Consider the following 15,005-nt stretch of genomic DNA (forward strand, 5'->3'; position numbering starts at 1 on the left):
AACGCAATAGCACATTTACTATTGCAGGAATAGATGATTTTAACAAGAAATGTTTTTTGTGCGGAATAGTAAAATGCCTAGTTCTGAAGCAAAGAATAAATTACTTTATCCAGAAATTTGCCTTCATAAAGTTCAGCTTCTTTTAGATGAGCTTCTTTCACAAATCCGCATTTTTGTAATACCTTTTCAGATGCATAGTTTTCAGGATCAATTACCGCTTCGATCGAATGCAGTTTTAAATCCTCAAAACCGTATTGAATTAATCTATTTACAGCTTCGGGAATAATTCCTTTTCCATGAAAATCTGGCGATAACATATAACCAATTTCTGCACGATGATTTTCGGGCTGCATTCTGTAATAACCAATAATTCCCAAAAGTTTAGGATTATCTTTTAGGGTAATTCCCCAATTAATTCCAACATTGGTTTCTATTTTTTCCTCAATCATAGCAATATGTTCCAATGCATCTTGATTATTTTTAACTAATGGCCTCGGAATATATTTCATAGTTTCAGGATTCGAACGCAATTCAAAAACTTCATTTACGTCATCATTCGTAATTCTTCTTAAAAGTAAACGCTCTGTTTCGATTACCGGAAAAGGGTGAAAGTTAAATTCTAACATCTTAAATTATACTATTTTAATACTGAATTTTGAATGAAATGACTGGTCGACATCTAAAATCAAAATACCTTCTTTTTTAAACAAATCGCCTGAATTGTCTGCTGTGTCTGAATATCCAAACCAAGGTTCAATACAAACAAAAGGAGCCTGATCTTTTGTCCAGATTCCCAAACTCGGAAAATCTTCAAATTCAACCTGCACATAAGGTTTTGAATTTTCGAGAATAGTTAATGAATTAGATTCTAGTGTTTTAAAAACCAAAGCATCATTTTCGAAAAGTTTATAGTTTAATGGAACAACATTTTCTGTAGTTTTTAAAGTTTCGGTTTTATTCGAAATCAAATCATTTTCAAGAAGGTTATATTTCAAAGGTTCAGCTTTTTCAAACTTAAAAGCATAATTTTCAAACTTTTCAGGAAGTGCAATCGCCGGATGCGCTCCAATTGAGAAAGGCATTTTTGATTCACTTTTATTGATGACTACATATTCTATATTTAAAGTAGTATTTTCTAACGTATAAATAAGCTGCAGTTCAAATTCGAAAGGATATTTCTTTAAAGTTTCGGTATTTGATTCTAACGAAAAAACAGCGCTATTTCCTGTTTTTTCAACAAGTTGAAATTCCATATCTCTTGCAAAGCCATGTCTTGGCAATTGATATTCTTTTTTATCAATAGTATAAGTGTTGTTTTTTAATGTACCAACAATAGGGAAAAGAATAGGAGAGTGTTTACCCCAAAAATCAGGATTTCCTTCCCAGATATATTCTTTATTTTGATTGTCTTTTAAAGAGAACAATTCTGCTCCGGCATTTTTAATCGAAGCCTTAAGTGTTGAATTTGATATAGTTGTGCTCAAAATGTTGTTTATTGAAAAGAATTAGTCTTAAATCTTGATGTAAATATATTTTATAAATTTTATTTTTTAGGAAAAAGCTTAGAATTATTTTTTTAATAAATTTTTGCTAAAATTAAATTTATCCTTTTCGTTTTCTCTGTAAATAGCTTTTTTTTTCATTAATTTGCTACATAAACAGCTAAAAAATATGAAAAAACAATCTTCAATGGCCTTTTTAACCATGGCTTTGTTTATTGGATTTTCTTCTGTTTGGGCACAACAAACGCCTTCAGCAACAGCGGCAAATCCAGTAAATAATTACAATTATCATGATGCATTCGCACCGCATTTTTATACTAAAAATGGTACTTCTACAAGAACTGCAAGCGGACAGCCGGGCGTTGAATACTGGCAGAACAGAGCCGATTATCAAATAACGGCAAAGCTAAACGGAACTACAAATGAAATTGTAGGTACAGATGAAATTACATATACAAATAATAGTCCTGATAAACTTGGATTTCTTTGGCTGAATTTAGATCAAAATTTGTTCAAAGAAGATTCCAGAGGAAATGCTGTTGTGCCTTTAACCGGAAGCCGTAATGGAGCTCAAGGTCAGGTTTTTGATGGAGGAAATAAAATTAAATCTGTAAAAGTAATTTCTGGTGGGAAAACCAAAACAGAAGTTGAGGCAAAATATATCGTTACAGATACCAGAATGCAGATTTTTCTTCCGCAGGAATTAGCAGCAAAAGGAGCTTCTGTAAAAATTAAAATCGAATTCTCATTCATTGCACCATTTGAAGGTTCAGACAGAATGGGAGTTTTAGAAACTAAAAACGGAAAAATATTCACAATCGCACAATGGTATCCGCGTATGTGTGTGTATGATGACGTAAGAGGCTGGAATACGGCACCATATTTAGGAGCTTCTGAGTTTTATTTAGAATATGGAGATTTTGATGTAAAATTGACTGTTCCTGCAAACCATTACGTTGTAGGTTCTGGTGAATTAATAAATGGAGCAGAAGTTTTTTCTGCAGAACAATTAAAAAGATATAAAGATGCTTCTCAAAGTGATAAAACCGTTATAATTCGTTCTGCAGATGAAGTTGCTGCGACTGCAAACAGCAATGCTTCGGCACAAAAAACATGGCATTATAAAATTAAAAATGCACGTGATTTTTCTTGGGCATCATCTCCGGCTTTTATTTTAGATGGAGCAAAAATAAACTTACCAAGCGGAAAAAAATCTTTAGCATTATCAGCATATCCTGTAGAAAGTTCAGGAAATGATGCTTGGGGACGTTCTACAGAATATACTAAAGCATCTATCGAAAATTATTCTAAAAGATGGTTTGAATATCCTTATCCTGCAGCTACAAACGTAGCAGGAAATGAGGGTGGAATGGAATATCCGGGAATTGTTTTCTGCGGATGGAAATCTAAAGGAGATGATTTATGGGGAGTTACAGATCACGAATTCGGACATATTTGGTTCCCAATGATTGTAGGTTCAAACGAGCGTTATTTTGCATGGATGGATGAAGGTTTCAATACTTTTATTAATTCTGTGAGTTCTTACGATTTTAATAATGGAGAATACAAACAGCCTGCATCTAACTTACATGAAGAAGCAGAATATTTTACAGACCCAAAATTAGAAACCATTATGAGTTCTCCTGATAATATGAAGGAAGCTAATATTGGCGTTTTATGTTATGCAAAACCAAGTGCAGGATTAGTTATTTTAAGAGAGCAGGTTTTAGGACAAGAGCGTTTTGATAAAGCATTACGCACTTATGTAGAGCGCTGGGCTTACAAACATCCAACTCCTGACGATTTCTTTAGAACTATTGAAAATGTTGCTGGTGAAGATTTAAGCTGGTTCTGGAGAAGCTGGTTTGTAAACAACTGGAGATTTGATCAGGGAATCAATTGGATTAAATATGTAAAAAATGATCCGGCAAAAGGTGTAATCATTAATGTTGAGAACTTCGACAAAATGCCAATGCCAATTGTTTTAGACGTTAAAACAAAAAGCGGAAAAATAACAAGAGTTAAGCTTCCGGTAGAAATTTGGCAGCGTAACAACGAGTGGTCTTTCAAACACAATTCAACAGAAGAAATTGAAAGTATTACACTAGATCCAGATCATGCTTTCCCGGATTATAACGACAGTAATAATGTGTGGACAGCGGGAAAGGGAAAAGTTGAAAAGGATATTATTTTAGATGGTTATGTAGGGAATTATGTTACTGTAAAATCACCTTTAACAATTGAATTGACAGAGAAAAACAGCGTTTTAAATGCGGAACTTCCAAACTATCCAAAATTTACTTTAACTCCGGTTGCAGGTGAAAAAGATACTTTTGAGTCAAAAAGAGCAGGATTGAAATTTAAATTCAACGAAGCCAAAACAGGTTTCGATATGATACTTATAGATAATGGACAAGTAATTCCATTTACGAAAAAGTAATAATTCAAAAATAGAAGTATTTAAAAACCCGATAGTTATTTATAGCTATCGGGTTTTGTTTTTGTTTCAAGTTTCAGGTTTCAAGTTTCAGGTTTCAGGTTTGCGTGCACGAATTTAAAATCTTAGAATCTCAGCATCTTCCAAAAAAAAATAACTTTTCATTAAAAAAATGTTAGAATTTTGATTTTTTGTTTTGTGAATAAAAAAATAATGTACTTTTGCACCGATGAATAAAATAAGTTTACATACAACTTCTTTGTCACGGACAAACTCACCGATTACTTCTCCCGAAGTACGGATACTATCTCTATAGTATTCACTGAGTTTTATAGCCGTATATTTATTCATATCCATTTTTCATTTTGAAATCACATAATTTGTCCATTGGACAAACATATCCTAAAAGTATTTATTATTTTGTAAATTTTCTTAATCAACTTTTTGATTTTGAAGATGTTACTTCTGTTTTGCTTAATTTTATTGGATTCAATTCTGGATTTCAAACTAAACAATATGCTTTAATTTTTAACTCTAACTTCAATTATTGAAATGAAGATCTCTATTGTTGTTACCCAGGAAGAACACTTCAAATTCGCACAGGAAATTTGCGATACGATAGAATCATCTGCCTTGTTAAGAGGCACGGGGATTGCTAAAAGAACTCCTGAGTATATTCAGAAAAAAATGTCGAATGGTGATGCAATGATTGCTCTGGCAGACGGGAAATTTGCAGGTTTTTGTTATATCGAAAGCTGGCAGCACGGAAAATTTGTGGCACATTCTGGATTAATCGTTCATCCTGACTACAGAAGTTTAGGTTTGGCAAAAAAGATAAAATCTAAAGTTTTTGATTATTCTTTGAAGAGATATCCAGACGCTAAAATATTCGGAATCACAACTGGTTTGGCAGTTATGAAAATCAATTCTGAATTAGGTTATAAACCAGTTCCTTTCTCAGAATTAACTACAGATCCAAGTTTTTGGTCAGGTTGTAAAACTTGTACTAATTATCAAATCCTGCAAAGCAAAGAAAACAAAATGTGCCTTTGCACCGGAATGTTATACGACCCAAAAGAAAAACAAAAAACTCCGCCAAGACATCCTTTTAACGAGGCTGTTTTAAGCAGACTTAAAAAAATTAAACAGGCTTTATTTTTAAACAAAATATTGTCATTTGTTTTTTTATTTAAAATTTAACCAAAAAGAAATCTCAAACTGCTAAATACGAAAGTATTAGCCAAAATTATAAAAAATGAAAAAAGTAGTATTAGCTTATAGCGGAGGATTAGATACCTCGTATTGTTTGAAATATTTAAAAAATGAAAAAGGATACGAAGTTCACACTGTACTTGTAGATACAGGAGGATTTGACGCAGAAGAATTATCAGCCATTGAAAAAAGAGCTTACGAATTAGGAAGTGCACAACACGCAAACCTTACAATCGTAGACAAATATTATGATAAAGCTATAAAATATTTGATTTTCGGAAACGTATTAAAAAACAATACTTATCCATTGTCAGTAAGTGCAGAACGTGTTTTTCAAGCAATTGAAGCTATAAAATATGCTAAAAAAGTGGGAGCAAGCGCGATAGCACACGGAAGTACAGGTGCAGGGAATGACCAAATTCGTTTTGATTTAATTTTCCAAACCATTGCTCCAGAGATCGAAATCATTACACCAATTAGAGATTTAAAACTTTCAAGACAAGAAGAAGTAGATTATTTATCTAAAAACGGAGTTCACTATTCTTGGGAAAAAGCACAATATTCTATCAATAAAGGACTTTGGGGAACAAGTGTAGGAGGAAAAGAAACTTTAACCTCTGGTCAGCCGTTACCAAGTGAAGCTTATCCATCTCAACTAAAAAAAGAAGGTGAAGAAAAAGTAACACTTCATTTTGAACAAGGAGAATTGGTTGGAATAAACGGAAAAACAGATAAACCATCAAACAATATTGTGGCGTTAGAAAAACTGGCAAATGCTTACGCAATTGGCAGGGATATTCACGTTGGAGATACTATTATTGGAATTAAAGGAAGAGTTGGTTTTGAAGCAGCAGCACCTTTAATTATCATCAAAGCGCACCATTTATTAGAGAAACATACGCTTGGAAAATGGCAGCAATACTGGAAAGAACAATTAGGAAACTGGTACGGAATGTTATTCCATGAAGGTCAGTTCTTAGATCCGGTCATGAGAAACATTGAAACTTTCCTGCAAGACACACAAAAAACAGTAAACGGAACGGTAACAGTTTCATTAAAACCATATCATTTCTCACTTGACGGAATCGAATCTAAAAATGATTTGATGAACACAGGTTTTGGTCAATATGGAGAAATGAACAATGCATGGACATCTGATGATGCAAAAGGATTTATTAAGATTCTTGGAAATGCACAAAACATATTTTCATCTGTAAATCAATTAGATCATGACTAATTTGGCAGAGGCATAATGGTTATTGGGATTTTGGTATTTATTATAATACTAATAATGCTGGGACTGGCACTCTTTTTTAAAGATAATTTAAGTACAGTATTTTTTACTAATAGAAATTTTGTAGCAGGTTTTTTTTCTGTTTCAATAATAGCTATAAGTTATACAATTTTGATTTTTCCAAGTCCAATTGAACTAATCAATCAAGTATTCGCGATATTTAGTACAGTGCCTTTTATGTTAGCTTTTTTTGGAGGAGAATTTATGCTTTTTCTGGGATTACTAATAGAAGTAATAATTCTCTTTTTTGTAATTAGAGCATTTTTACCAACTCAAAATAAGAATTTAGATAAAAATAATTTTAGTTAAAAAAATAGAAACTATGATTAATGTCGGAATAATTGGTGGTTCGGGTTACACAGCCGGAGAACTCATCAGAATTTTAATGTATCATCCAAAAGTAAACATCGATTTTGTTTACAGTACAACAAATGCCGGAAAACCACTTTCTGTGGCGCACCACGATTTGATGGGTGATATCGAAATGAATTTTACGGATATAATAAATCCTGACGTAAATGTGGTATTTTTATGTTTAGGTCACGGAAAATCAATTTCATTTTTACAGCAAAACGCATTTGCAAACCACACTAAAATTATCGATTTAGGAAATGATTTCAGGTTAAATAAAGATGCTCATTTTCAAGGAAAAGATTTTATTTACGGATTGCCTGAATTGAACAAAGCAGAAATCAAAAAAGCAAATTATATTGCAAATCCTGGTTGTTTTGCAACAGCTATACAATTGGCTTTGTTGCCATTAGCAGAACATAATATGCTAAATAATGATGTTCATATTAATGCTACAACCGGAAGTACTGGTGCAGGAGTTGGACTTTCAGAAACGTCTCATTTCAGTTGGAGAAACAACAATATGTCGCATTATAAAGCTTTTGAACACCAGCATTTAGGTGAAATTTCAGAAAGTTTGGTTCAGCTGCAGGACGATTTCGAAAGCGAATTACTTTTTATTCCGAATAGAGGAGATTTTCCAAGAGGAATTTTTGCAACTTTATATACATTATGTGATGATAGTTTGGAACAATTAGTAGAGAAATACGAAGATTTCTATAAAAACGAACCTTTTGTAACCGTTACCACAACAAACATCAACCTAAAGCAAGTGGTGCAAACGAATAAATGTATCATTAGTTTATTGAAAAAAGGAAACCGGGTTCTCATAACATCAATTATAGATAATTTAACCAAAGGTGCTTCGGGACAAGCAATTCAAAACATGAATTTAATGTTTGGATTAGAAGAAACCACAGGTTTAAATTTGAGACCAAGCGGATTTTAATAATAGTTTCAAGTTTTAAGTTTCAGGTTTCACGTTCTGTACGTAACCTGAAACTTGAAACCTGAAACAAAATAAACAAAAAACAAAAATGAACTTATTCAACGTTTACCCATTATACGACATAACTCCAGTAAAAGCAATTGATTGTACCATTATTGACGACAAAGGAGTAGAATATCTAGATTTATACAGCGGACATGGTGTGATTTCTATCGGACACACACAGCCGGATTATGTAGCAAAATTGAAGAATCAATTAGACCATTTAGGATTTTATTCGAATGCGATTCAGAATCCTTTACAGGTTGAATTGGCTCAAAAATTAGGAAAGCTTTCTGGCTTAGAAGATTATGAATTGTTTTTATGCAGTTCTGGAGCTGAAGCCAATGAAAATGCTTTAAAATTAGCGTCTTTCCATAACGGAAAATCAAGAGTTGTTGCTTTTGATAATTCTTTCCACGGAAGAACTTCTGCGGCAGTTGCAGTTACAGACAACAAAAAAATTGTAGCACCAATAAACGCACAGCAAGTAGTAACTTTTTTACCACTTAATCAAATCGAATTAGTTGAAGCTGAATTGGCTAAAGGCGATGTTACAGCAGTAATTATCGAAGGAATTCAAGGAGTTGGAGGTTTAGACCAGGGAACAACCGAATTTTTTCAAGCGCTAGAAAAAGCATGTAAAAAACACGATGTTGTTTTGATTTTAGATGAAGTACAATCTGGATACGGAAGAAGTGGGAAATTTTTTGCTTTCCAACATCACGGAATCAATGCCGATATTATTTCAGTAGCAAAAGGAATGGGGAACGGATTTCCGGTTGGAGCTATTTTGATTTCTCCAAAATTCGAAGCTAGTTTCGGATTATTAGGAACAACTTTCGGCGGAAGCCATTTATCTTGTGCAGCAGGAATTGCAGTTCTTGATGTAATTGAAAAACTTGATTTACAAAAGAATGTAAACGAGGTTTATGAATATTTCTTAGAAAAAATCAAAGAAGTTGAAGGAATCAAAAAAGTAAAAGGAAAAGGCTTAATGCTTGGAGTAGAATTTGATTTTGATGTTGCCGCTTTAAGAAAGAAATTAATCATCGAAAAACACATTTTTACAGGAAGCGCAAACAATAAAAATCTGCTTAGAATTTTACCTCCATTAACTGTGAAAAAAACTGATATTGATACGTTTATAGTAGCTTTAAAAGAAAGTTTAGAAGAATTAAAAAACTAATTCTCGTTACGTTAAACCTGACGGGTTTTAAAAACCCGTCAGGTTTAAAATATAAGTTTCTAAAAAGAAACTAAACCAAAAAACAACCAACCAACAAGAAATTATGAATCCATTATCAATTGAAAAACGCAATCTGGTTTTGAGGTCTATGGCAAAGCTGGTCGAGCAGGAGCGGAGTCAGATTATCTTGACCAATCAGGAAGATCTTGCTGATTACGACGGTTCCGATTTAGCGATGGAAGAACGCTTAAAAGTAGATGATAAAAAAGTCGACGAAATGATTTTATCATTAAACCAATTGGCATCACAAGAAGATCCCGTTGGCGTTGAGCGTTTTCATTTTACTCATGATAATGGAATAAAAGTCGTAAATAAAACGGCTGCTTTCGGAACGATTTTAATCATTTATGAATCTCGCCCAGATGTTACAATCGAAGCGGGTGGAATTGCCTTTAAATCCGGAAATAAGATTTTATTAAAAGGGGGAAAAGAATCTCTAAAATCAAATTTGAAAATCGTAAGTCTTTGGCACAAAGCTTTAGAAGAAAACGGAGTCTCAAAAGACTGGGTTGAATATCTGAATTACAACAGAACAGAAACGCAGGCTTTTTTAGAAAAACCAACTCAAAAAGTCGATTTAATAGTTCCAAGAGGCGGAGAAAAATTAATTGAGTTTGTAAAAGCGCACGCGACCTGCCCAGTTATAGTAAGCGGACGCGGAAATAATTTTGTTTACGTTCATGAAAAAGCAGATACAGATTTAGCTTTAAAAGTAATTTTAAACGCTAAAACAGCTAAAATATCAGCTTGTAATGCTTTGGATAAAGTTTTAATTGATTCAAAGCTTCCCAATTTTGAGGGTTTCACAGCCATGTTGATTGAAGCTTTAATTGAAGCAAAAGTGGAAGTTATTGTAGATAAATCTTTAGCAAATTTCGAAAATACCAAAACACTTCAAAACGAAGATATTTGGTACGAAGAATTTCTAGACTATAAAATCGTAATTGGAACCATAGATTCTCAAGAAAATGCGATTGAAATGATCAATAAATACTGCGGAGGACATTCTGCAGCAATTATTTCAAGAGATAACGAAGCTGCTCAGCAATTTATGGAAGCGATAGACGCAGCCGCAGTTTACCAAAATGCATCAACAAGATTCACAGACGGCGGACAATTTGGTTTAGGAGGAGAATTAGCGATAAGCACAGATAAATTGCATCAAAGAGGACCAATAGGCCTTCAACATCTCGTAACAAACAAATGGTACGTTTATGGAGAAGGGCAAATAAGATAATTTTAGATTTCAGATTTTAGATTGATGATTAACGATTTTTGATTTCGGATTATTGGAATTTGGAATTTATTTTTTGGAATTTAACTATAGACAAAGCTTTGTGAACTTACCCTTGGTAAACAGAAACAATATAAAAAAAAACCTTGCGCCCTTTGCGTTAAAAAAGATAGCATGTCAAAAAAAAGGATTTTATTAAAAATAGGAAGTAATACTTTAACCAAAGAAACCAATCATATTTCGCGGGGAAAGATTGAAGACCTCGGAATGCAGATTGCAGCTTTAAACAAAGATTACGAATTTGTAATTGTAAGTTCTGGAGCAATCGCAGCAGCAAAACAGTTTGTAAAACTCGAAAGCAAAGGAAAAGAAATTGCACTAAAACAAGCTTTAGCTTCAATTGGTCAGCCACATTTAATGCGGATTTTCCATGAAAATTTCAGTGATTTAGGTTTATTGACCTCGCAATGTTTATTGTCTTATTCCGATTTCGAAAAAGAACAATCCAAAGTAAACATTGTGAATACAATAAACGTTTTAGTCGAGAACAATTACATTCCGATTATTAATGAAAATGATACCGTTGCCACAGATGAGATTCGGTTTGGAGATAATGACAAATTAGCGGCTTTAACCGCGGTTCTTTTAAATGTTGATATTCTGATAATTGCCACAAATACAAACGGAATTTATACGAAAGATTCTATTCATGATGAGATTCCGGAAACGATAAAATTAGTTAATGATTTAAAAACGCTTGAAAAAGAAATTGGTGAATCAAAATCATCGCACGGAACAGGAGGAATGCAATCAAAAATAGAAGCAGCTGGAATTGCAAAAGCCGCTAATATTGAAACTTGGATTGTGAATGGACTGAATGATAATTTTATTCTAAAGGCATTAAAAGATGAAATTCCTTTTACCAAGATTGTGTGATATGAACGCGGATGAAAGGGATTCGCTTCGCGAAGACGCTGATTTAAACGGATTTTATATTTCATTTTAATTTTTTATGTAGTATATTTCATTCAAAAATATTTTATGGAATTATTGCATCGAGAGTTGACCGACGTCATTATCAAAACTTTTTATGAAGTTTATAATGAATTAGGGTATGGGTTTTTAGAAAGAGTTTACCAAAATTCCTTGTATTTGGAATTGAAAAATAAAGGTTTATATGTTGAAGCTCAGAAGAAAATTAAAGTTTATTATAAAGGAATCGAAGTTGGAGAATATTATGCAGATTTAGTAGTTGAAGATTTAATTATTTTAGAACTAAAAGCTGCTAATTGTATTGTAATTGAGTTTGAAAATCAAATTTTGAATTATTTAAAAAGCACAGACTGTGAAGTAGGTTTACTTTTAAATTTTGGAACAAAACCAGAATTTAAACGAAAAGTATTTGAAAACAGTAGAAAAATAAGAATATAAAAAATCCGCGTCAATTTGCGTCTTCGCGAAGCGAATCCGTACAATCCGCGTCTAATTTTTTAGAAACCAATAAGAAAAACAAAACCAAGAAGATGAATTATATTTCAATAAAAGATATCGACTCATTATCAAAATGGGTAAAAAGTGCGATCAAGATTAAAAAAGACCCGCTTAAAAATAAAAAATTAGGAAAAAACAAAACATTAGGAATGTTATTCTTCAATCCGAGTTTAAGAACACGTTTGAGTACACAAAAAGCGGCTTTAAACTTAGGAATGAACGTTATGGTAATGAATTTTACCAACGAAGGCTGGACATTAGAGTTCGAAGACGGAGCCGTTATGAATTCCGGTGCTTCAGAACATATCAAAGAAGCAGCAGAAGTAGTTTCGCAATATTGTGATATCATCGCAATCCGTGCTTTTGCAGGTTTAGTTGATAAAGAAAAAGATTATCAGGAAACAGTAATTTCAGGATTTTTGAAATACGCAACAGTGCCAATTGTAAACATGGAAAGTGCTGTTCGTCATCCATTACAGTCTTTAGCAGATGCAATTACGATGGAAGAACACAAAACAAAACACAAACCAAAAGTTGTTCTTTCTTGGGCGCCACATCCAAAAGCTTTGCCTCAGGCTGTAGCTAATTCTTTCGTAGAAATGATGCAGATGCAAAAAGATATGGATTTTGTAATTACACATCCAGAAGGTTATGAGCTTAGCCCAGAAATCACAAAAGACTGCACAATCGAATACAACCAAGATAAGGCTTTTGAAAATGCTGATTTCGTTTATGTAAAAAACTGGAGTAATTTCAACGATTACGGAAAAGTAACCAACAGCGATCCAAACTGGACAGTTACAGCCGAAAAAATGGCTTTAACCAACAACGGAAAATTTATGCACTGTCTTCCAGTTCGTCGTAACGTAATTGTAAGTGACGAAGTTTTAGACGGAGAAAATTCAATCGTAATCGAACAAGCGAATAACAGAACATATTCGGCACAATTAGTTTTACAAAAGATTTTGAAGAAAATATAATTTATAGGTGCAAAGGTTCAAAGTTGCAAAGGATCAGAGGTTTTATAGCCTTGAGAAAAACCTTTGAACCTTTGTCCCTCTGTCCCTTTGAACCTTGAAAGAAATGAACGTATCAGTAATAAAAATAGGTGGAAACATCATTGACAATCCAGCAGAATTAGAACAATTCTTAACCGATTTTTCTAAAATTGAAGGCTATAAAGTTTTAGTTCACGGTGGTGGAAAATCGGCTACAAAAATGGCGCAGAGTATTGGTTTGGTTCCGCAAATGATTGACGGACGCCGAATTACAGATGCTCCAATGCTTGATGTTGTGGTAATGATTTATGCCGGACAAATCAACAAACATATTGTAGCGCAATTACAAGCCAAAGACAATAATGCAATTGGTTTTTCGGGTGCTGACGGGAATTTAATTCAGTCAGTAAAACGAAACCACCCAACAATCGATTACGGATTTGTAGGCGATGTAAAACAAGTAAACACTAAATTACTGGCCACTTTATTAGAAGCAGGCGTTGTTCCTGTTTTCTGTGCAATTACGCACGATAAAAACGGACAATTATTAAACACAAATGCAGATACAATTGCAAGCGAATTATCAATTGCATTATCTGAAGTTTTTGATGTTACGTTGACATATTGTTTTGAAAAACAAGGCGTTTTACAAGACTCAGAAGACGATTCATCTGTAATAACCCAAATCAACGAAGCATTATATAGTAAACTAAAAGAAGAAAAAGTAATCCATTCCGGAATGATTCCGAAACTGGATAACTGCTTCAACAGTTTATCAAGAGGTGTACAGAAAATCAAAATTGGGCATCATAAAATGCTCCAAAATCCAGATATTCTGCATACAACGATTACATTATAAAAGATGTTGCCATGAATTGACTCTAATTTTTTCTTTTAAAAGAGAAAATAATTTTAGACTTACATTAAAAAGTTTATTTTGATTTTAAATCTGTTACAAAAAAATAATTTGTGAAAATTCGTGTAATTAGTGGCAAAAAAAACAGCACTGCGCAGTGCTTTTAAAATTTAATTTTAGAAATTTGCGCAAATCAAAAATGTCACGATTTTTATTAAAAACTTTGTGACTTCGCGCCTTCGTGGCAAAGAAACCAAACTTATGAAAAGTATAAATACGCTTACCCAGGAAGCAATTAGTTTATTAAAAAGCTTAATCGAAACCCCTTCATTTTCAAGTGAAGAAGACCAAACAGCTTTATTAATCGAAAATTGGTTCAATCAAAACGAGATTCCCTTCAAAAGAGAAAATAATAATGTGTGGGCTTTCAACAAGTATTTCGACGAAAACAAACCAACACTTTTATTAAACTCACATCACGATACCGTAAGACCCAATCAAGCTTACACCAATGATCCGTTTAAAGCGATTGAAAAAGACGGTAAATTATTCGGATTAGGAAGTAATGATGCCGGCGGATGTCTAGTTTCATTATTAGCGACATTTGTTCATTTTTACGAAAATCAAAATCTATCTCATAATATTGTTATTGTGGCTTCCGCCGAAGAAGAAAGCAGCGGGAAAAATGGTTTAAATAGTGTTTTAAAACATTTACCGGAATTAGATTGCGCTATTGTTGGAGAACCAACTTTAATGCAATTAGCAGTTGCAGAAAAAGGATTATTAGTTCTTGACGTAAAAGTAAAAGGAACTGCAAGCCACGCCGCACATCAAAATGATGATAATTCAATATATAAATCAATTCCGATAATGGAATGGTTTAAAAACTATAAATTCGATAAAATCTCAGATGTTTTAGGTCCTGTAAAAATGACCGTAACACAAATCAGCGCAGGAAAACAGCATAATGTAGTGCCGTCAGAATGTGATTTGGTTGTAGACATTCGTGTAACAGACCGTTACACAAATGCTGAAATTTTGGAAGTTGTAAAAGCAAATGTAAATGCCGAAGTAACACCAAGATCCATGCATTTAAACGCATCGTCAATTCCAGTTTCACACGGTTTGGTTCAGGCGGGAATTGCTTTGGGAAGAACAACTTATGGTTCGCCGACACTTTCCGATCAGTCGGTTTTGAGTTGTCAGTCTTTAAAACTAGGGCCTGGAGAAACTTTGCGGTCACATTCAGCAGACGAATTTATTTTTGTAAATGAAATTGAAGAAGGAGTCGATTTGTATATCAAAATACTAACTGATTTTTTTAAATTATAATTGTCATCCTGAGCGTAGTCGAAGGATTTAGGAGCTAATCCCGCTATCCGTTCCAATCTTT

Annotated in this window: 15 protein-coding genes; 12 read left to right on the forward strand and 3 right to left on the reverse strand. The window is 33.3% G+C overall.

The features are described 5' to 3' along the window. Positions 1-77: 77 nt before the first annotated feature. Together NLJ00_RS15765 and NLJ00_RS15770 are read right to left on the reverse strand one after the other, a co-directional pair. Positions 78-626: a GNAT family N-acetyltransferase gene (locus NLJ00_RS15765; protein WP_256634498.1), complete on the reverse strand. Its 549-nt coding sequence runs from the start codon at positions 624-626 to the stop codon at positions 78-80. Between the two features lie 6 nt (positions 627-632). Further along, entirely contained in the window at positions 633-1,484 is an 852-nt protein-coding gene (locus NLJ00_RS15770) for an aldose 1-epimerase family protein (protein WP_256634499.1), read from the reverse strand. Between the two features lie 187 nt (positions 1,485-1,671). On the opposite strand from NLJ00_RS15770, the gene NLJ00_RS15775 reads away from it, so the two are divergent. Further along, positions 1,672-3,942, forward strand: a complete 2,271-nt coding sequence (locus NLJ00_RS15775; RefSeq protein WP_256634500.1) for a M1 family metallopeptidase — start codon at positions 1,672-1,674, stop codon at positions 3,940-3,942. Between the two features lie 114 nt (positions 3,943-4,056). On the opposite strand, the gene NLJ00_RS15780 is transcribed toward NLJ00_RS15775, so the two are convergent. Beyond that, a complete protein-coding gene (locus NLJ00_RS15780) occupies positions 4,057-4,290 on the reverse strand; it encodes a hypothetical protein (protein ID WP_256634501.1) in 234 nt (77 codons plus the stop codon). A 201-nt stretch (positions 4,291-4,491) separates the two neighbouring features. On the opposite strand from NLJ00_RS15780, the gene NLJ00_RS15785 reads away from it, so the two are divergent. From NLJ00_RS15785 to NLJ00_RS15835, 11 genes are all read left to right on the forward strand, one after another. Next, positions 4,492-5,139 carry a GNAT family N-acetyltransferase gene (locus NLJ00_RS15785; protein WP_180856961.1) on the forward strand — a complete coding sequence of 216 codons (648 nt, stop codon included), beginning with the start codon at positions 4,492-4,494 and terminating at the stop codon, positions 5,137-5,139. 55 nt (positions 5,140-5,194) lie between these two features. Then, positions 5,195-6,388, forward strand: coding sequence for an argininosuccinate synthase (locus NLJ00_RS15790; protein ID WP_053472171.1), 1,194 nt, complete (start codon positions 5,195-5,197; stop codon positions 6,386-6,388). Between the two features lie 54 nt (positions 6,389-6,442). After that, positions 6,443-6,754, forward strand: a complete 312-nt coding sequence (locus tag NLJ00_RS15795; protein WP_256634502.1) for a hypothetical protein — start codon at positions 6,443-6,445, stop codon at positions 6,752-6,754. Positions 6,755-6,767: 13 nt separating this feature from the next. Next, positions 6,768-7,745: an N-acetyl-gamma-glutamyl-phosphate reductase gene (gene argC, locus NLJ00_RS15800; RefSeq protein WP_053472173.1), complete on the forward strand. Its 978-nt coding sequence runs from the start codon at positions 6,768-6,770 to the stop codon at positions 7,743-7,745. A gap of 88 nt (positions 7,746-7,833) precedes the next feature. Further along, a complete protein-coding gene (locus NLJ00_RS15805; RefSeq protein ID WP_256634503.1) occupies positions 7,834-8,973 on the forward strand; it encodes an aspartate aminotransferase family protein in 1,140 nt (379 codons plus the stop codon). A 103-nt stretch (positions 8,974-9,076) separates the two neighbouring features. Continuing rightward, positions 9,077-10,270 carry a glutamate-5-semialdehyde dehydrogenase gene (locus NLJ00_RS15810; RefSeq protein ID WP_256634504.1) on the forward strand — a complete coding sequence of 398 codons (1,194 nt, stop codon included), beginning with the start codon at positions 9,077-9,079 and terminating at the stop codon, positions 10,268-10,270. 171 nt (positions 10,271-10,441) lie between these two features. Further along, complete coding sequence (gene proB, locus NLJ00_RS15815) at positions 10,442-11,203, forward strand: glutamate 5-kinase (protein ID WP_256634505.1); 762 nt, start codon at positions 10,442-10,444, stop codon at positions 11,201-11,203. 105 nt (positions 11,204-11,308) lie between these two features. Continuing rightward, the gene (locus NLJ00_RS15820; protein WP_256634506.1) at positions 11,309-11,698 is read left to right on the forward strand and encodes a GxxExxY protein; all 390 of its coding nucleotides are present in this window, start codon (positions 11,309-11,311) and stop codon (positions 11,696-11,698) included. Positions 11,699-11,790: 92 nt separating this feature from the next. Further along, positions 11,791-12,738, forward strand: a complete 948-nt coding sequence (locus NLJ00_RS15825) for an N-acetylornithine carbamoyltransferase (RefSeq protein WP_256634507.1) — start codon at positions 11,791-11,793, stop codon at positions 12,736-12,738. Positions 12,739-12,841: 103 nt separating this feature from the next. Beyond that, positions 12,842-13,615 (forward strand): acetylglutamate kinase, encoded by a 774-nt coding sequence (gene argB, locus NLJ00_RS15830; RefSeq protein ID WP_256634508.1) that lies wholly within the window; start codon positions 12,842-12,844, stop codon positions 13,613-13,615. Positions 13,616-13,873: 258 nt separating this feature from the next. After that, positions 13,874-14,944 (forward strand): M20 family metallo-hydrolase, encoded by a 1,071-nt coding sequence (locus tag NLJ00_RS15835; protein ID WP_256634509.1) that lies wholly within the window; start codon positions 13,874-13,876, stop codon positions 14,942-14,944. Positions 14,945-15,005: the final 61 nt, after the last annotated feature.

Source organism: Flavobacterium panici, assembly GCF_024499525.1.
GTDB classification, from domain to species: domain Bacteria; phylum Bacteroidota; class Bacteroidia; order Flavobacteriales; family Flavobacteriaceae; genus Flavobacterium; species Flavobacterium panici.